This window comes from Agrococcus beijingensis (assembly GCF_030758955.1).
Lineage (GTDB): Bacteria > Actinomycetota > Actinomycetes > Actinomycetales > Microbacteriaceae > Agrococcus > Agrococcus beijingensis.
This window is the reverse complement of the sequence record NZ_CP132360.1, coordinates 887,405-904,440: the sequence shown is the minus strand read 5'-3', so window position 1 is coordinate 904,440 and position 17,036 is coordinate 887,405. Positions and strand designations below refer to the sequence as shown.

The 17,036-nt window shown below is 71.3% G+C and carries 16 protein-coding genes; 8 read left to right on the top strand and 8 right to left on the bottom strand.

Annotated elements, in window-relative coordinates; genetic code table 11:
* Window positions 1–7: 7 nt before the first annotated feature.
* The 3 genes from Q9250_RS04230 to sufB are packed head-to-tail and all read right to left on the bottom strand — an operon-like array spanning window position 8 to window position 2,983.
* On the bottom strand, window positions 8–334 hold the full coding sequence (locus Q9250_RS04230; protein ID WP_306233345.1) for a non-heme iron oxygenase ferredoxin subunit: 327 nt from the start codon (window positions 332–334) through the stop codon (window positions 8–10).
* Window positions 331–1,563, bottom strand: a complete 1,233-nt coding sequence (gene sufD, locus Q9250_RS04225) for a Fe-S cluster assembly protein SufD (RefSeq protein WP_306233344.1) — start codon at window positions 1,561–1,563, stop codon at window positions 331–333. The genes Q9250_RS04230 and sufD overlap by 4 nt, the downstream gene beginning before the upstream one ends.
* A gap of 1 nt (window position 1,564) precedes the next feature.
* Entirely contained in the window at window positions 1,565–2,983 is a 1,419-nt protein-coding gene (gene sufB, locus Q9250_RS04220) for a Fe-S cluster assembly protein SufB (RefSeq protein ID WP_306233343.1), read from the bottom strand.
* 188 nt (window positions 2,984–3,171) lie between these two features.
* On the opposite strand from sufB, the gene Q9250_RS04215 reads away from it, so the two are divergent.
* Both Q9250_RS04215 and Q9250_RS04210 read left to right on the top strand, forming a co-directional pair.
* Window positions 3,172–4,086, top strand: a complete 915-nt coding sequence (locus Q9250_RS04215; protein WP_306233342.1) for a COX15/CtaA family protein — start codon at window positions 3,172–3,174, stop codon at window positions 4,084–4,086.
* Entirely contained in the window at window positions 4,083–5,057 is a 975-nt protein-coding gene (locus Q9250_RS04210) for a Ppx/GppA phosphatase family protein (RefSeq protein ID WP_306233341.1), read from the top strand. Before Q9250_RS04215 ends, Q9250_RS04210 begins: the two co-directional genes overlap by 4 nt.
* A 14-nt stretch (window positions 5,058–5,071) precedes the next feature.
* Here Q9250_RS04210 and Q9250_RS04205 read toward each other — a convergent pair whose 3' ends face one another.
* Window positions 5,072–6,016, bottom strand: a complete 945-nt coding sequence (locus Q9250_RS04205) for a heme o synthase (protein WP_306233340.1) — start codon at window positions 6,014–6,016, stop codon at window positions 5,072–5,074.
* 156 nt (window positions 6,017–6,172) lie between these two features.
* On the opposite strand from Q9250_RS04205, the gene tkt reads away from it, so the two are divergent.
* From tkt to pgl, 6 genes are read left to right on the top strand one after another with little or no spacing between them, the layout of a single operon-like run.
* Entirely contained in the window at window positions 6,173–8,311 is a 2,139-nt protein-coding gene (gene tkt, locus Q9250_RS04200; protein WP_306233339.1) for a transketolase, read from the top strand.
* Between the two features lie 23 nt (window positions 8,312–8,334).
* Window positions 8,335–9,450 (top strand): transaldolase, encoded by a 1,116-nt coding sequence (tal, locus tag Q9250_RS04195; RefSeq protein WP_306233338.1) that lies wholly within the window; start codon window positions 8,335–8,337, stop codon window positions 9,448–9,450.
* Entirely contained in the window at window positions 9,447–11,042 is a 1,596-nt protein-coding gene (locus Q9250_RS04190) for a glucose-6-phosphate isomerase (protein WP_306233337.1), read from the top strand. Before tal ends, Q9250_RS04190 begins: the two co-directional genes overlap by 4 nt.
* A complete protein-coding gene (gene zwf, locus Q9250_RS04185) occupies window positions 11,039–12,601 on the top strand; it encodes a glucose-6-phosphate dehydrogenase (RefSeq protein ID WP_306233336.1) in 1,563 nt (520 codons plus the stop codon). Before Q9250_RS04190 ends, zwf begins: the two co-directional genes overlap by 4 nt.
* A complete protein-coding gene (locus tag Q9250_RS04180; protein ID WP_306233335.1) occupies window positions 12,598–13,536 on the top strand; it encodes a glucose-6-phosphate dehydrogenase assembly protein OpcA in 939 nt (312 codons plus the stop codon). Before zwf ends, Q9250_RS04180 begins: the two co-directional genes overlap by 4 nt.
* Window positions 13,533–14,234 carry a 6-phosphogluconolactonase gene (pgl, locus tag Q9250_RS04175; protein WP_306233334.1) on the top strand — a complete coding sequence of 234 codons (702 nt, stop codon included), beginning with the start codon at window positions 13,533–13,535 and terminating at the stop codon, window positions 14,232–14,234. The genes Q9250_RS04180 and pgl overlap by 4 nt, the downstream gene beginning before the upstream one ends.
* A 100-nt stretch (window positions 14,235–14,334) precedes the next feature.
* On the opposite strand, the gene Q9250_RS04170 is transcribed toward pgl, so the two are convergent.
* From Q9250_RS04170 to Q9250_RS04155, 4 genes are all read right to left on the bottom strand, one after another.
* The gene (locus tag Q9250_RS04170; protein ID WP_306233333.1) at window positions 14,335–14,691 is read right to left on the bottom strand and encodes an RNA polymerase-binding protein RbpA; all 357 of its coding nucleotides are present in this window, start codon (window positions 14,689–14,691) and stop codon (window positions 14,335–14,337) included.
* Window positions 14,691–14,939 (bottom strand): preprotein translocase subunit SecG, encoded by a 249-nt coding sequence (secG, locus tag Q9250_RS04165; RefSeq protein ID WP_306233332.1) that lies wholly within the window; start codon window positions 14,937–14,939, stop codon window positions 14,691–14,693. The genes Q9250_RS04170 and secG overlap by 1 nt, the downstream gene beginning before the upstream one ends.
* Before the next feature lie 94 nt (window positions 14,940–15,033).
* Window positions 15,034–15,831, bottom strand: a complete 798-nt coding sequence (gene tpiA, locus Q9250_RS04160) for a triose-phosphate isomerase (protein ID WP_422665073.1) — start codon at window positions 15,829–15,831, stop codon at window positions 15,034–15,036.
* Complete coding sequence (locus Q9250_RS04155) at window positions 15,825–17,036, bottom strand: phosphoglycerate kinase (protein ID WP_306233330.1); 1,212 nt, start codon at window positions 17,034–17,036, stop codon at window positions 15,825–15,827. The genes tpiA and Q9250_RS04155 overlap by 7 nt, the downstream gene beginning before the upstream one ends.

Below are 17,036 nucleotides of genomic sequence, written 5' to 3'. Positions count from 1 at the left end.
GGCCGCGTCACGCCGTCAGTGGATTGTGGACGTCGACGAGCACGTCGTCGCCGTCGATGGTCACGGGGAAGACCGGCACCGGCTCGTAGGCCGGCAGGTTCTTCGGCTTGCCCGTCTTGAGCTCGAACTGCGAGCCGTGCGCCCAGCACTCGATCGAGTCGTCCTCGACGAAGCCCTCGGCGAGCGAGATCTCGCCGTGGGTGCAGGTGTCGCCGATCGCGTGGATGTCGCCCGCGGAGTCCTTGACGATCGCGATCGCGATGCCGTCGAGCTCCACCTTCACGGCGGAGCTGACCGCGACGTCGTCGACCCCGCAGGCGCGCTGCGCCGTCATGCGCCAGCCTTCGTCGCAGGCGCGAGGCCGGCGCCGCGACGCAGCTCCTCCTCGATCGCCTCGGCCAGCCGCTCCTCGATCTCGGGCACGCCGACCTTCTGGACGATCTCCATCAGGAAGCCGATGACGACGAGGCGACGAGCCTCCTCCTCCTCGATGCCGCGCGACTCCAGGTAGAACAGCTGCTCGTCGTCGAAGCGGCCGGTGGCGGAGGCGTGGCCTGCACCGGCGATGTCGCCCGTCTTGATCTCGAGGTTGGGGATGCTGTCGGCGCGGGCGCCGTCGGTGAGCACGAGGTTCTGGTTCTTCTCGTAGCTGTCGGTGCCCGTCGCGTCGTTGCCGATCAGCACGTCGCCGATCCAGACCGACCGCGCGCCCGTGCCCTGCAGCGCGCCCTTGTAGAGCACGTCGCCGCGGGTGTCGGTGCCCTCGTGGTACATGAACACCTGGCTCTCGAGGTGCTGGCCGCTGTCGGCGAACGACAGGCCGTACATCTCGCCCTCGGCGCGGTGGCCGGCGAGCCGCATCGACGGGTTCACCCGCGCGACGGCACCGCCGAACGAGATGACCATGTGCTTGAGGAACGCGCCATCGCCCACGACCGCCTGATGGGCGGATGCGTGCACGGCGTCGTCGTCCCAGTCCTGCACCGAGATGACGGTCAGTCGGGCGCCGTCGCGGACGATGATCTCGAGGTTCTGCGCGTACTGCGCCGAGCCCGAGTGGTGCAGCACGACGGTGCCGGTGGAGCCGGGCATCGCCTCGATCACGATGTGCGCGTTGGCGTGGCGGTCGGCGCCGGTGCCGCGCAGGCGCGCCACGATCGGCTCCTCGACGAGCCTGCCCTCGGGCAGGCGGATGTGGAGCGCGTTCGCGCACCGCTTCCAGGCCATGGCGCTCACGACGTCCTCCGGGCGGAAGACCTCGCCGCGCACGGCGGCGTCGTGGCCGCTCGACTCGACCAGCAGGCCGCGCTCCTCGAGCGCGCCGAGGTCGTACGCGATGCCGGGCTCGTCGCCGGTCTCGGTCTCCTCGTCGTCGAACAGCGGCGCGAGCCGCTTCACGTCGGAGAGCCGCCAGTTGACCTCGCGGCCGGTCGGCGTGCCGAACTCGGCCGGGTCGAACGACGTCGGCCGCTCGGAGCGGGTCTGGATCGGGACGAAGCGCGCCTCGGTGGACAGATGCGCCGGGGTGGACAGGTGGGCCGGGGTGGTTTCGGTCGCAGTCATGTCAGCCGACGGATCCTTCCATGCTCATCTCGATGAGCTTGTTGAGCTCGAGCGCGTACTCCATGGGCAGCTCGCGGGCGATCGGCTCGATGAAGCCGCGCACGATCATCGCCATCGCCTCGGTCTCGGCCATGCCGCGCGACATCAGGTAGAAAAGCTGCTCCTCGCTGACCTTCGAGACCGTGGCCTCGTGGCCGAGGACCACGTCGTCGACGCGGATGTCGATGGCGGGGTAGGTGTCGGAGCGCGACTGCGTGTCGACCAGCAGCGCGTCGCAGACCACGCTGTTGGCGGAGTGGTGCGCGTTCGCATCCACCCGCACCTCGCCGCGGTAGCCGGCTCGGCCGCCGCCGCGGGCGATCGACTTCGAGACGATCGACGACGTCGTGTACGGCGCCATGTGGATCATCTTCGCGCCGGCGTCCTGGTGCTGGCCGGGGCCCGCGAAGGCGACCGACAGGGTCTCGCCCTTGGCGCGCTCGCCGACCAGGTAGATCGACGGGTACTTCATCGTCACCTTGGAGCCGATGTTGCCGTCGATCCACTCCATGGTCGCGCCCTCTTCGGCGATGGCGCGCTTGGTGACCAGGTTGTAGACGTTGTTCGACCAGTTCTGGATGGTCGTGTAGCGCACGCGGGCGTTCTTCTTCACGACGATCTCGACGACGGCCGAGTGCAGCGAGTCCGAGGAGTAGATCGGGGCCGTGCAGCCCTCGATGTAGTGCACGTACGAGCCCTCGTCGGCGATGATCAGCGTGCGCTCGAACTGGCCCATGTTCTCCGTGTTGATGCGGAAGTAGGCCTGCAGCGGGATCTCGACGTGGACGCCCTTCGGCACGTAGACGAACGAGCCGCCCGACCACACCGCCGTGTTCAGCGCGGCGAACTTGTTGTCGCCGGCCGGGATGATCGTGCCGAAGTACTCCTCGAAGAACTCCGGGTGCTCCTTGAGCGCCGTGTCGGTGTCCATGAAGATGACGCCCTGGGCCTCCAGATCCTCCTGGATCGAGTGGAACACCACCTCGGACTCGTACTGCGCGGCGACGCCGGAGACGAGGCGGCTGCGCTCGGCCTCCGGGATCCCCAGGCGGTCGTACGTGTTGCGGATGTCCTCGGGCAGATCCTCCCAGGACTTCGCCTGGCGCTCGGTGGAGCGCACGAAGTACTTGATGTTGTCGAAGTCGATGCCGGAGATGTCGGCACCCCACGTCGGCATCGGCTTGCGCTCGAACAGCTGCAGGCCCTTGAGCCGGCGCTCGAGCATCCACTCGGACTCGTTCTTCAGCGCGGAGATCTCGCGCACGACGGCCTCGCTGAGGCCTCGCTTCGCGGTCGCCCCGGCGGCATCGGAGTCGTGCCAGCCGAACTCGTACTGCCCCAGGCCTTCGAGCTCGGGCCGGTCGATCAGGACGTCAGACATCGCTCCCCCATTCCATGCATCTATGTGCAACCCGGCGGTGCTCCTCGGCATTCCGCGCGGCACCCGAACCGCCGTGGTCGGGCCATACTTGAAGGGCCTTCGCACATGCCTCGCCGCACGAGCGGCACGGGGGTTCGGAGCCGATGGGCTCCCGACGATCCTATCGCGAACGGCAGGAGAGGTGCATCTTGCTCGAGCGCTCGCGCGGCCTGGCGGTCGCGGCATGGGCCACGCTGGTCTCCCAGATCATCATCGTCGGCACCGGCGGCGCCGTCAGGCTCACCGGATCCGGCCTGGGATGCTCCGAGTGGCCCAACTGCACGCCCGAGTCGTTCACGCCCGTGCCGGAGCAGGGCATCCACGGCATCATCGAGTTCTCGAACCGCGTCTGGGGCGGCATCGTGGTCGCCATCGCCGTGGTCATGCTCGTCGTGGCGATCTGGCGGCACGCCGGGCGCACCATCGTGACGCTCTCGGCGCTGGTGCTCGGCCTGACGATCCTGCAGGCGCTCATCGGCGCCGTCGTCGTCTGGATGAGCCTGCGGCCCGACACCGTCGGCATCCACTTCTACCTGTCGGTGATCCTCGTCGCGATCTCGGCGGTGCTCACCTGGAAGGTCGTCGTCGGCCCCGCCGGACCGCGCACCGCCCCGCGCTGGCAGGCGATGCTCGTGCACGCGATGACGCTGGTGCTGGCCGTGGTCATCTTCGTCGGCGTGCTCACCACCGGCTCCGGCCCGCACGCCGGTGACGGCGGCGCTGCGCGCAACGGCCTCGATCCCGCCGTCATGCAGCACGTGCACGCGTGGCCCGGCTACGCCCTGCTCGCGCTCGTGCTCGCCGTCGTCGTCGTCGCGATCCGCCGCGGGCCGCGCGCGCACCTGCGCTGGTCGCTCGCGCTGCTGGCCGTCATCGTGGTGCAGATCGCCGTCGGCATCGTGCAGTCCAACCTCGGCCTGCCGATCCTGCTCGTCGGCATCCACATGCTGCTCTCGGTGATCACCACGGCGATCGGAGCCGCGGCGGTGCTCTCGCTCCGGCCTCCGAAGGGGGCGGATGCGTCCCCAGAGCGGGCGGACGCATCCGTCGGTGTCGGCGCATGACCGTCGAGCGCCCGCTCGACGGCGCCATCGGCGACGTGCGCCACGGGGCCCGGCTCGGCGTGCTCGACATCGGCTCGAACACCGTGCACCTGCTGATCGTCGACGTGCGCCTCGGCGGCCGCCCGGTGCCGTCGCGCTCGCACAAGCTGACGCTGCGGCTGATGCGCTACCTGCAGGAGGACGGCTCGATCAGCGACGAGGGTGTGCAGGCGCTGCTGAGCGCGATCGGCGAGTGCGCCGCGATCGCCCGCAGCGAGCGGCTCGACGACTTCGTCGTGATGGCGACCAGCGCGCTGCGCGAGGCGGCCAACGGGGAGCAGGTCGTCGCGCGCATCGAGCGCGAGGCCGACGTCTCGCTCGACATCCTCTCGGGCGCCGACGAGGCGCGCCTGACGTTCCTCGCCGTGCGCCGCTGGTTCGGCTGGGCCGCCGGCCGCATGCTGCTGCTCGACATCGGCGGCGGCTCGCTCGAGATCGCCATCGGCGACGACGAGGAGCCCGCGATGGCGCTGTCGGTGCCGCTCGGCGCCGGCCGCAGCACCGTCGGCTTCTTCAAGGCCGACCCGCCGTCGGCGGCCGACCAGCGCGCCCTGCGCCTCTACGCCAAGGGCGTGCTCGACGACGCGGTCGCGCAGGTGAAGCCCTTCGGCCGGCCCGAGCACGTGATCGGCTCGTCGAAGACGATCCGGTCGCTCGCCCGGCTCGCCGGCAACGCGATGCCGGGCGTCGGCGACGCCGACCGCGCCGTGCTCACCCGCGCCCAGCTCGACGACTGGGTGCCGCGGCTCGCGCGCATGGATGCCGGCTCGCGCGCGGCGCTGCCGGGCATCACGCCCGACCGCACCTTCCAGATCGTCGCCGGCGGCATCGTGCTGTCGGAGGCGATGCGGGCGTTCGGCGTGAAGGAGCTCGACGTCAGCCCGTGGGCGCTGCGCGAGGGCAGGCTCCTGCAGATGCTCGACCGGGTGTAGCGGGGCGAGCCGCGCTAGAAGGGCAGCAGCGGGTCGACGCCGACCGCGAGGAAGATGAGCGTCAGGTAGGTGTTCGAGGCGTGGAAGACGCGCATCGCGCGCACCTCGACAGCGCCCTTGATGGCCCGGCTGTAGAGGCCGTGGGCCTCCCCCACGAACCAGGCGCCGGCGATGACCGCGACGCCCGTGTAGAGCCAGCCCATGCCGGCGACCGGGATCAGCAGCAGCGTGCAGGCGAGCGAGGCCCACGCGTAGAGGATGACCTGGATGCCCACCATCGAGCGGCCCCGGACGACCGAGAGCATCGGCACCTCTGCCGCCTCGTAGTCGGCGCGGTACTTCATCGACAGCGGCCAGTAGTGCGCAGGGGTCCAGAGGAAGACGAGCGCGAAGAGGATCCAGGCCGGCCAGTCGAGCGAGCCGGTCACGCCTGCCCAGCCGATGACCACCGGGAAGCAGCCCGCGATGCCGCCCCAGACGATGTTCTGCTCGGTGCGGCGCTTCAGCAGCATCGTGTAGATCAGCACGTAGAACGCGATCGCCGCGACCGCCAGCGACGCCGCCAGCCAGTTCGCGAAGAAGCCCAGCACGAGCGTCGACACGACCGCCATCGACCAGGCGAACACCCGCGCCTCGGTGACCGAGAGCGTGCCCGTCACGAGCGGCCGCTGCTGGGTGCGGTGCATCACGCGGTCGATGTCGCGGTCGAAGACCATGTTGAACGCGTTGGCGCTGCCGGCGCTGAGGAACCCGCCCACCAGGGTCGCGACGAGCGCGCCCAGCGGCGGCACCCCATCCGCCGCCAGGAACATCACCGGCAGCGAGGTCACGAGCAGCAGCTCGATCACCCGCGGCTTGGTGAGCGCCACGTAGGCGGCGGCCTTGACCGCGAGGGTCGATCGCTGCCGATCGTCCGTCGTCGCGGGCGTCGTGACGCCGGACGAGGTCGCGTTCGACATGCAGCGGATCCGTTCCAGGAGGCGGGTGGGGGTGCCCGAAGGCCAACCGGCAGTCTATCTGACACGCAACGTCATCGTGCGGGAATCGACCGGGGGGCGCATGCGCTTGCTCACTATGCTGGTCGGGTCGCACTCCGTCCACACCGCAGCGGCCGCATGCCGCACGAAGAAGGAGCCTCCTTGGCATTCGAATGGACCACCAACGACCAGCAGGCAGTGGACACCGCGCGTGTGCTCGCCGCCGACGCCGTGGAGAAGGTCGGCAACGGCCACCCCGGTACGGCCATGAGCCTGGCGCCGGTGGCGCACCTGCTGTTCCAGAAGGTCATGGATCGCGACCCCGCCGACGACAGGTGGCTCGGCCGCGACCGCTTCATCCTCTCGGTCGGCCACTCGTCGCTGACCCAGTACGTGCAGCTGTACCTCACGGGCTCCGGCCTCGAGAAGAGCGACCTCGAGTCGCTCCGCACCTGGGGCTCGCTGACGCCCGGACACCCCGAGTACGGCCACACCAAGGGCGTCGAGATCACCACCGGACCGCTCGGCCAGGGCCTCGCCTCGGCCGTCGGCTTCGCCTACGCGCAGCGCTTCGAGCGCGAGCTGCTCGACCCCGACACCGCCGACGGCGAGAGCCCGTTCGACCACTACACCTACGTGATCGCCGGCGACGGCGACCTGCAGGAGGGCGTCACGAGCGAGGCGGGCTCGCTCGCCGGGCACCACGAGCTGGGCCGGCTGATCGCCATCTACGACTCCAACGCGATCTCGATCGAGGACGACGTCGACATCGCCTTCACCGAGGACGTCAAGGGCCGCTACGAGGCCTACGGCTGGCAGGTGCTCGAGGTCTCCTGGCGCCAGGGCGACGACCCCACCGCGGCCGAGTACGTCGAGGACGTCGACGCGCTGCACACCGCGATCGAGCAGGCGAAGGCCGAGACGGGCAAGCCCAGCCTCATCATCCTGAAGACGGTCATCGGCTGGCCCGCCCCCACCAAGCAGGGCACCGGCAAGATCCACGGCTCGAAGCTCGGCGCCGACGAGGTCGCGGCGGTCAAGGAGATGCTCGGCTTCGACCCGGAGCAGTCGTTCCAGGTCGACGACGCCGTCATCGAGTACACCCGCGGCAACGCCGCCGCCCGTGCCGCCGAGGCGCGCGAGGCGTGGCAGGCCCGCTTCGACGCGTGGGCCGCCGCCGACCCCGAGCGCAAGGCGCTGCTCGACCGGCTGCTGTCGGGCGCGCTGCCCGAGGGCGTGGCGGATGCGCTGCCGACGTTCGAGGGCGGCACCGAGGTCTCGACCCGGGCCGCGTCGGGCAAGGTGCTGAACGCGCTCGCCGACGTGATCCCCGAGCTGTGGGGCGGCTCGGCCGACCTCGCGGAGTCGAACAACACGACGCTCGAGGGGAAGGGCTCGTTCGCCCCGTCGCAGCACGCGACGAAGTCGTGGCCGAACGCCTCCGCCGCCGGCCGCACGCTGCACTTCGGCATCCGCGAGCACGCGATGGCCGCGATCCTCAACGGCATCGTGCTGCACGGCCCGACGCGGCCGTACGGCGGCACCTTCCTGATCTTCAGCGACTACCAGCGCCCGTCGCTGCGCCTCGCGGCCCTCATGGGGGTGCACCCCATCCACGTGTGGACGCACGACTCGGTCGCGCTCGGCGAGGACGGCCCGACGCACCAGCCGGTCGAGCAGCTCGCGACCCTGCGCGCCATCCCTGGCTTCGAGGTCGTGCGTCCGTCCGACGCCAACGAGACCGCCTGGGCGTGGAAGACGATCCTCGAGCGCCGCGACCGGCCGGTCGGCATCGCGCTCACCCGCCAGAACCTGCCGGTGCTCGAGCGCGGCGACGGCGAGGCGACGGGCGACACGCTCGCGGCCGCGTCGAACGTCGCGAAGGGCGCGTACGTGCTCGCCGAGGCGACCGGCGGCACGCCCGACGTGATCCTCATCGCCACCGGCTCCGAGGTGCAGCTGGCGCTCGGCGCCCGCGAGCAGCTGCAGGCCGACGGCGTGGCCGCGCGGGTCGTGGCAGCGCCCTCGCTCGAGTGGTTCGCCGAGCAGTCGGAGGAGTACCGCGCGTCGGTGCTGCCCGCCGGCGTGAAGGCTCGCGTGTCGGTCGAGGCCGGTTCGGCGCTCAGCTGGCACCGCATCGTCGGCGACGCCGGCCGCACGGTCGCGATCGACCACTTCGGCGCCAGCGCCGACTACCAGACGCTCTTCCGCGAGTTCGGGTTCACGGTCGAGGCCGTGGTCCAGGCAGCTCGCGCATCGATCGAGGCAGCCCGCTGAGCGGGCTGACAGGAGGCAGACACATGAACGACAACACCCAGTCCCTCGCCGACGCCGGCGTCAGCATCTGGCTCGACGACCTGTCGCGGGAGCGCATCACCAGCGGCACGCTCGCCGCGCTGATCACGGAGCGCAACGTCTCCGGCGTGACCACGAACCCGACGATCTTCGCGAACGCCATCGCCAAGGGCGAGTCGTACGAGGCGGCGATCCACGAGCTCGCCGCCGACGGCGCGGGCGTCGACGAGGTCATCACCGCGCTCACCACGAGCGACGTCGCCGACGCGTGCGACATCTTCGCCGACGTGTACGACGCGACGCACGGCTTCGACGGCCGCGTCTCGATCGAGGTCGAGCCGGGCCTCGCGCGCGACACCGCCGGCACCGTCGCGCAGGCGGCGACGCTGCACGAGATGGTGGGCCGCGAGAACGTGCTCATCAAGATCCCCGCCACCAAGGAGGGCCTCGAGGCCATCGCGGCCACGATCGGCGCCGGCATCAGCGTCAACGTCACGCTGATCTTCTCCCTCGACCGCTACCGCGACGTCATCAACGCCTACCTGACCGGGCTCGAGCGCGCGCAGCAGGCCGGGCACGACCTGTCGAAGCTGCACTCGGTCGCGTCGTTCTTCGTCTCGCGCGTCGACTCCGAGATCGACAAGCGCCTCGACGCGATCGGCACCGAGGAGGCGCTCGCGCTCAAGGGCAAGGCGGGCATCGCGAACGCGCACCTCGCCTACCGCGTCTGGCAGGAGGCGTTCCAGACCGAGCGGGCGCAGACGCTGCTCGCAGCCGGTGCGAACACGCAGCGGCCCCTGTGGGCATCCACGGGCGTCAAGGACCCGGCGCTGCCCGACACCCTCTACGTGACCGAGCTGACCGCGCCGCAGACGGTGAACACCATGCCCGAGAAGACGCTCGAGGCGCTCGCCGACCACGGCACGATCACCGGCGACCGGGTCTCCGGCCGCGGCGACGAGGCCGAGGGCGTGCTCGACGCGCTCGACGCGGTCGGCGTCTCGTACACCGACGTGGTCGAGCTGCTCGAGACCGAGGGGCTCGAGAAGTTCGAGGCCTCGTGGGCCGAGCTCGTCGAGACCGTGCGGGGCCACCTCGACCAGGCCGGAGCGGGCGCATGACCTTCATCATCACCGCCTCCGGTGCCGCGAAGGAGGCGATCGCCCGGGTGGTGCCGCAGCTCGTCGCCGACGGCGTCGCCGGTCGCATGGTCTCCGGCGACGCCACGCTCTGGGGCGATGCCGCCGAGGCGGAGGCCTCGATCCGCCTCGGCTGGATCGACGCCGCCGCCAACTCGGCCGGCCTGCTCGACGACATCGAGGCGCTGCGCAAGCAGCTGCGCCAGCAGGGCGTCGACCGCATCGCGCTCGCCGGCATGGGCGGCTCCTCGCTCGCACCCGAGGTCATCACCCGCACCGCGGGCGTGCACCTGACGGTGCTCGACTCGACCGAGCCCGAGCAGGTGCGCCGCGCGCTGAAGGACGGCATCGCGCGCACCGCGCTCGTCGTCTCGTCGAAGTCGGGCTCGACGCTCGAGACCGACAGCCAGCGCCGCGCGTTCGAAGCCGCATACCGCGAGGCGGGCATCGATCCGACCGAGCGCATCATCGTGGTCACCGATCCCGGCTCGCCGCTCGATCAGGACGCCCGCCGGGCCGGCTACCGCGTCTTCAACGCCGACCCGAACGTGGGCGGCCGCTACTCGGCGCTCACCGCGTTCGGCGTCGTGCCCTCGGGCCTCGCCGGCGTCGACGTGCGTGAGCTGCTGGCGGAGGCCAACGCCGTGCTGGCCGAGATCAGCGAGGACGCCGACGACAACCCCGGCCTCATGCTGGCCGCGGCGATCGCCGGCACGAAGCCGCTGCGCGACAAGATCGGCTTCGTCGCCGACGGCACCCACATCGTGGGCCTCGGCGACTGGGCCGAGCAGCTGATCGCCGAGTCGACCGGCAAGGACGGCCTCGGCCTGCTGCCCGTCGTGCTCGAGCGCGACGCGCCCGAGCTGTCTGCCGACCTGCCCGACCTGCAGGTCGTGCGCCTGGTGGGCTCGGCCCGCGAGGCCAAGCACGTCGCCCACGGCGAGGTCGAGGTGGCCGGAACGCTGGGCGCCCAGCTGCTGGTGTGGGAGTTCGCGACGGCGGTCGCCGGGCGCATCCTCGGCATCAACCCGTTCGACCAGCCCGACGTCGAGTCGGCCAAGATCGCCGCGCGCGGCCTCCTCGACGCGCTCGAGCCGGCGGCCGAGGCCGTCGCGGTCGACGGCGGCGTCGAGATCCGCGGCACCGCGGACGTCGCGCGCGACTCGCTCGAGGCTTCGGTCGACGCCCTGCTCGAGCAGCTGGGCGAGGGTGGCTACGTGGCGATCCACGCCTACCTCGACCGCATCGGGCAGCCGCGCTTCGAGCGGCTGCGGAAGGCCTTCGCCGCCCGCACCGGCCGGCCCGTCACCTTCGGCTGGGGCCCGCGCTTCCTGCACTCGACCGGGCAGTACCACAAGGGCGGCACGCCGAACGGCGTGTTCCTGCAGCTGCTCGGCCAGCCCCACGAGGATCTCGAGATCCCCGGCCGCTCGTTCACCTTCGGGCAGCTGATCCAGGCGCAGGCCTCGGGCGACGCGAGCGTGCTCGCCGAGCACGGCCGCCCGGTGCTGACCCTGACGCTCAGCGATCTCGACGAGGGGCTCGAGCGGCTCCTCGCCCTCGCGGCGCGATGACCGAGGCTCAGGCCGGCGGCGGCGCGATCGTCGCCGCCGGTCAGAACCCGCTGCGCGACCCCTCCGACCAGCGGCTCACCCGCATCCCGGGGCCGAACAGCCTGGTCTTCTTCGGCGTCACGGGCGACCTCGCGCGCAAGAAGCTGCTGCCCGCCGTCTACGACCTCGCGAACCGCGGCCTGCTGCCGCCCGGGTTCGGATTGGTCGGGTTCGGCCGCCGGGACTGGAGCCACGAGGAGTTCGCCGCGCAGATGCGCGACGCCGTGCAGCAGCACGCGCGCACCGCGTTCCGCGAATCCGTCTGGCGGCAGCTCGCCGACGGCATCCGCTTCGTGAAGGGCGACTTCGACGACGACGCGGGCTTCGACCGGCTCGCCGATGTCCTCGCCGAGCTCGACGCGACCCGGGGCACGATGGGCAACCACGCGTTCTACCTGTCGATCCCGCCGAACGCCTTCCCGCTCGTCACCCAGCAGCTGAAGCGCTCGGGCCTCGCCGAGGGCGAGGGCGACCGCTGGCGCCGCGTCGTGATCGAGAAGCCGTTCGGCCACGACCTGACCTCGGCTCGCGAGCTGAACGCCGTCGTCGAGTCGGTGTTCCCGCCCGACAGCGTCTTCCGCATCGACCACTACCTGGGCAAGGAGACGGTGCAGAACATCCTCGCGCTGCGCTTCGCGAACGCCCTGTGGGAACCGATCTGGAACGCCAACCACATCGACCACGTGCAGATCACGATGGCCGAGGACATCGGGGTCGGCGGCCGCGCCGGCTACTACGACGGCATCGGTGCCGCCCGCGACGTGATCCAGAACCACCTGCTGCAGCTCTTCGCGCTGACCGCGATGGAGGAGCCCGTCTCCTTCGACGCGGCTGACCTGCGCGTCGAGAAGGAGAAGGTGCTGCGCGCCGCGCGCGTGCCCCTCCCCCTGTCGGAGTCGGCCGCCCGCGGCCAGTACGACTCCGGCTGGCACGGCGGCGCCTTCGTCAAGGCATTCCTCGAGGAGGAGGGCATGCGCCCCGACTCCGACACCGAGACGTATGCTGCCGTCAAGCTCGAGGTCGACAACCGCCGCTGGGCGGGCGTGCCGTTCTACCTCCGAGCCGGCAAGCGGCTGGGCCGTCGCGTCACCGAGATCGCGATCGTCTTCAAGCGGGCCTCGCAGTACCTCTTCGAGGCCTCGGACATCAGCACGATGGGTGAGAACGCGCTGGTCATCCGGGTGCAGCCCGACGAGGGCGTCTCGATGCGCTTCGGCTCGAAGGTGCCCGGTCCCGGCATGCACGTGCGCGACGTGACCATGGACTTCGGCTACGGCCACGCCTTCACCGAGGAGAGCCCCGAGGCCTACGAGCGCCTCATCCTCGACGTGCTGCTGGGCGACCCGCCGCTCTTCCCGCGCCACGAGGAGGTCGAGCTCTCCTGGAAGATCCTCGACCCGATCGAGGACCACTGGCAGGCGACGAGCGGGCCCGTCGAGCAGTACCAGCCCGGCTCGTGGGGTCCCCGAGAGGCCCACGAGCTGCTCGCCCGCGACGGACGGCATTGGAGGCGACCGTGATCATCAGGCTCACCCGCACGAACACCGCAGAAGTGCAGCGGCGGATGCTCGAGATCCGAGAGGAGGGCGGTGTCGTCGCGCTCGGCCGCGTGCTGACCCTCGTGATCCACACGCAGATCGGTGGCGAGGAGGAGGCGATCCGCGCCGCCAACCAGGCATCGCGCGAGCATCCGATGCGTGTCATCGTCGTCTCCCGCAACCCCGACAGCGTCAATGCCGGCGAAGAGGCGCGCCTCGATGCCGAGCTGCGGGTCGGGGCCGACGCGGGAGCCAGCGAGGTCGTGCTGCTGCAGTGCTACGGCGAGCTCGGCTCGCACCTGCTGGGCATCGTGCAGGGGCTGCTGCTGCCCGATGCGCCCGTGGTGGCGTGGTGGCCGAGCTTCATGCCCGAGACGCCCTCGGCCTCGCAGCTGGGCCAGATCTCGCAGCGCCGCATCACCGACTCCGGCAAGCAGGCCGACCCGCACGCGGCGATCCTGGCGCTCGCCGGCTGCTACCAGCCCGGCGACACCGACCTGGCCTGGACCCGCCTCACCAACTGGCGCGCGCACATGGCTGCGCTGCTCGACCAGCCGCCGTACGAGCCCGTCACCGGCGGCCGCGTCACCGGTGATCTGAGCAACCCCAGCGTGCACCTGATGGCAGCCTGGCTGCGGCTGCGGCTGCACGTGCCGATCGAGAAGCTGCCCGCCGGCGACACGCCGACCGGATCGAGCGGCCTCCACGCCGTCGAGCTGCATCGCCTCACCGGAGACTCCTCGCTCACGCGCGTGCGCGACGCGGTGGGCGTGCTGCAGCAGCCGGGCCAGCCGGAGCACCACGTCGCGCTGTCGACGCGGGGCCTGGAGGATCAGCTGGCCGAGGAGCTGCGCAAGCTGGCTCCCGACGACATGTACCGTCAGGTGCTGGCGTCGACCCTCGGGGAGGCGGCATGAGGCACGAGATCCTGGGCGACCGCGCGGCGCTGGTGCGCTCCGCAGCCGACCGTCTGACCGCGCTCATCGGCGACCTGCTCGTCGCCCAAGGGCGCGCCACGATCGCCGTGACGGGGGGCAGCGTCGGCAACGAGCTGCTCGCGGCGCTCGCCGACCGCGAGATCGACTGGTCGCGGGTGCACATCACCTGGAGCGACGAGCGCTTCGTCGAGGCCGGCTCTGCCGACCGCAACGCGCAGCAGGCGCGCGAGGCGCTGCTCGACCTCGTGCCGATCCCCGAGGCCAACGTGCACGAGCTGCCCGCCAGCGACAGCGCGACCCTCGACGAGGGCGCCGTGCAGGCGACCGCGATGCTCGAGGAGCTCGGCAGGATCGACCTGACGCTGCTGGGCATGGGGCCGGATGCGCACATCGCGTCGCTCTTCCCCGGCCTGCCGGGCGTCCGGGAGCGGGGCGCCCGCGTGATCGCGGTGCGCGACTCCCCCAAGCCGCCGCCGGACCGCCTGAGCTTCACGCTCGACGCGATCGACGCATCCGACCGTGTCTGGCTGATCGTGGCGGGCGACGACAAGGCCGAGGCCGTCGCGCTCGCGCACAGCGGCGCCGACGCCGACATCGCGCCCGCGGGCGCACCGCAGGGGCGGCTCGAGACCGTCATGCTGCTCGACGATGCCGCGGCGGCGGTGCTCCTCGACTGATTGCACCCCGGAACGCGGAAGCGGCCGCCCTCGTGAGAGGACGGCCGCTTCGGCGCTGGGTCTGACCGCGCTGGGCCTGACCCGCGCAGGGCGTGACGGGTCAGCCGCGGCCCTCTGCGGAGCGCAGCTTCTGCAGCGCCTCATCGAGCAGCTGCGTCGCCTCCTCGGGCGTGCGGCGCTCCTTCACGTACGCGAGGTGCGTCTTGTACGGCTCGTTCTTCGCCACCTGCGGCGGGTTCTCCTTGTCGCGGCCTGCGGGCAGACCGGTCGACGGGGAGTCGATGACCTCGGGGATCTCGTCCTCGGGCAGGTCGGCTGCGAAGTAGCGCAGCGTCTCGTTGCCCATCGCGTCCCAGTAGGAGACGGCCACGCGGTCGGCGTGGAAGCCACGGTCCTGCTCGCCCATGGGGCCGGCACCGACGCGCGACCCTCGGATGGCGCTTCCTCCGCTGGCCATCAGATGCCCGCGAACTTGGTGATGAGGCCGAGCACGACGATCGAGGCGAGCCACGCGAGGCTCACGAACACGGTGATCGTGTTGAGGTTGCGCTCCGCGACCCCCGACGAGCCGATCGACGAGCCGACGCCGCCGCCGAACATGTCGGAGAGGCCGCCACCGCGACCCTTGTGCAGCAGGATGAACAGCGTCAGCAGCACTGACGTGACGCCGAGGATCACCTGCATGATGATCTGGAGAATCTCCACTAGCCCTCTTTCCGAATCCGCGGCACTGCTGTCATGCACAGTCCGCGTGAAGTCCAACGAGCATCCTACCGCAGGGATTCCCCACGGCGATGGATCACGTGCCGACGTGGTGCTTGAAGCGCGCGATCGCCGCGAACTCGGCGGCGTCGAGGCTCGCGCCGCCGACGAGCGCGCCGTCGACGTCGGGCTCGCGCATGAAGCCGGCGATGTTGCCCGACTTCACGCTGCCGCCGTACAGGATGCGCGTCGCGGCCGCAGCCTCGTCGCTCCGCACCTCTGCGATGGTCTGGCGCAGCGCCTGCGCGACCTGCTGCGCCTGCTCCGCCGTGGCGGCCTGCCCGGAGCCGATCGCCCAGACCGGCTCGTAGGCGACGACGATCTCGCCCGTCGCGGGCAGCTCGGCGAGCACCTCCCGCAGCTGCTGCACCGGCACGGCCGATGCACCGTGCTGCTCGAGGTCCTCGGCGGTCTCCCCGACGCAGATGATCGGGGTGATGCCGGCGCGGAGCGCGGCCGCCGCCTTCCGGCCGACGATCGCGTCGGACTCGTGGTGATCCTGGCGGCGCTCGGAGTGGCCGACGATCGCGTACGCGCAGTCGAGCTTCGCGAGCATCGCTGCCGACACCTCGCCGGTGTGCGCGCCGGAGTCGTGCTCCGAGACGTCCTGTGCGCCGAAGCGCAGGTCGAACTTCTCCGCCGAGATCAGCGTCTGCACGCTGCGCAGGTCGGTGAAGGGCGGGAACACCGCCACCTCGACCGACGCATGGTCGTGCTTCGCGTCCTGGAGCGTCCAGGCGAGCTTCTGCACCAGCGCGATCGCCTGCAGGTGATCCTGCTGCAGCTTCCAGTTGCCTGCGATCAGCGGCGTCCGCCGACTCGTCTCCGTCACCATCCGAGCACCTCCAGTCCAGGCAGGCGAGCACCCTCGAGGAACTCGAGGCTCGCGCCGCCACCCGTCGAGATGTGGCCGAACGCCGCATCGTCGAATCCCAGCTGCCGCACCGCGGCCGCGGAGTCGCCGCCGCCGACGACCGCGAGCCCCTGCACCTCGGTCAGCGCCTGTGCGACCGCCTTCGTGCCCGCGGCGAACGCCTCCATCTCGAACACGCCCATCGGGCCGTTCCAGAACACGGTGCGCGACCCGCGGATCGCCTCGGCGAACGCGGCGGCGCTGTCGGGCCCGATGTCGAGCCCGATGCCGTCGGTGCCGAAGCTGCTCTGCTCGATCGCCTCTGCGGCGACCGTCTCGTGCTCGGCATCCGGCGCGAACCTGGCGGCGACCACGACGTCGGTCGGCAGCACCAGCTCGACGCCGGCCTGCTCGGCCTGCGCGATGTAGCCGCGCACGCGCTCGAGCTGATCCTCCTCCAGCAGGCTCGCGGCCACGCCGTGGCCCTTCGCCGCCAGGAAGGTGAACAGCATGCCGCCGCCGATCAGCAGCCGGTCGACGCGCGGCAGCAGGTGCTCGATCACGCCGAGCTTGTCGCTGACCTTCGAGCCGCCGAGCACGACCGCGTAGGGGCGCTCCGGCGACTCGGTCAGGCGCGACAGCACCTCGAGCTCGCGCTGCACGAGCAGCCCGGCTGCGCTCGGGAGCGCCTGCGCGATCTCGAAGACGCTCGCCTGCTCGCGGTGGACGACGCCGAAGCCGTCGGAGACGAACGCGTCGGCGCCGGCCGCGAGCTCCGCGGCGAAGGCCGCGCGCTCGGCAGGATCCTTGCTGGTCTCGCGCGGGTCGAAGCGGAGGTTCTCGAGCAGCGCGAGCTGCCCGTCCGCGAGGGCGATCCGCACGCGCTGCGCCGCTTCACCGACCGTGTCGGTGGCGAAGGCGACCTCGGTGCCGAGCAGCTCGCCGAGCCGTCGTGCGACGGGCTCGAGCGAGTGCTTCGCCTCCGGCTCGCCCTTCGGGCGACCCAGGTGCGACATCGCCACCACCTTCGCACCCTGCTCGAGCAGCGCGCGAAGGGTGGGCAGCGAGGCGACGATGCGTCCCTCGTCGGTGATCCGACCATCCTGCACCGGCACGTTGAAGTCGCATCGGATGAGGACGGTCTTCCCGGCGAGGTCGCCGAGGCTGTCGAGCGTGCGGATCGCCAT

What these genes read in the sequence shown, in the direction of transcription:
- Q9250_RS04170 (WP_306233333.1), bottom strand. Translation starts at nt 14,691, where the DNA reads ATGGCCAGCGGAGGAAGCGCCATCCGAGGGTCGCGCGTCGGTGCCGGC.
- zwf (WP_306233336.1), top strand. Translation starts at nt 11,039, where the DNA reads ATGACCGAGGCTCAGGCCGGCGGCGGCGCGATCGTCGCCGCCGGTCAG.
- Q9250_RS04230 (WP_306233345.1), bottom strand. Translation starts at nt 334, where the DNA reads ATGACGGCGCAGCGCGCCTGCGGGGTCGACGACGTCGCGGTCAGCTCC.
- sufB (WP_306233343.1), bottom strand. Translation starts at nt 2,983, where the DNA reads ATGTCTGACGTCCTGATCGACCGGCCCGAGCTCGAAGGCCTGGGGCAG.
- tal (WP_306233338.1), top strand. Translation starts at nt 8,335, where the DNA reads ATGAACGACAACACCCAGTCCCTCGCCGACGCCGGCGTCAGCATCTGG.
- Q9250_RS04205 (WP_306233340.1), bottom strand. Translation starts at nt 6,016, where the DNA reads ATGTCGAACGCGACCTCGTCCGGCGTCACGACGCCCGCGACGACGGAC.
- tkt (WP_306233339.1), top strand. Translation starts at nt 6,173, where the DNA reads ATGCCGCACGAAGAAGGAGCCTCCTTGGCATTCGAATGGACCACCAAC.
- Q9250_RS04190 (WP_306233337.1), top strand. Translation starts at nt 9,447, where the DNA reads ATGACCTTCATCATCACCGCCTCCGGTGCCGCGAAGGAGGCGATCGCC.
- pgl (WP_306233334.1), top strand. Translation starts at nt 13,533, where the DNA reads ATGAGGCACGAGATCCTGGGCGACCGCGCGGCGCTGGTGCGCTCCGCA.
- Q9250_RS04210 (WP_306233341.1), top strand. Translation starts at nt 4,083, where the DNA reads ATGACCGTCGAGCGCCCGCTCGACGGCGCCATCGGCGACGTGCGCCAC.
- tpiA (WP_422665073.1), bottom strand. Translation starts at nt 15,831, where the DNA reads ATGGTGACGGAGACGAGTCGGCGGACGCCGCTGATCGCAGGCAACTGG.
- Q9250_RS04155 (WP_306233330.1), bottom strand. Translation starts at nt 17,036, where the DNA reads ATGGCGATCCGCACGCTCGACAGCCTCGGCGACCTCGCCGGGAAGACC.
- sufD (WP_306233344.1), bottom strand. Translation starts at nt 1,563, where the DNA reads ATGACTGCGACCGAAACCACCCCGGCCCACCTGTCCACCCCGGCGCAT.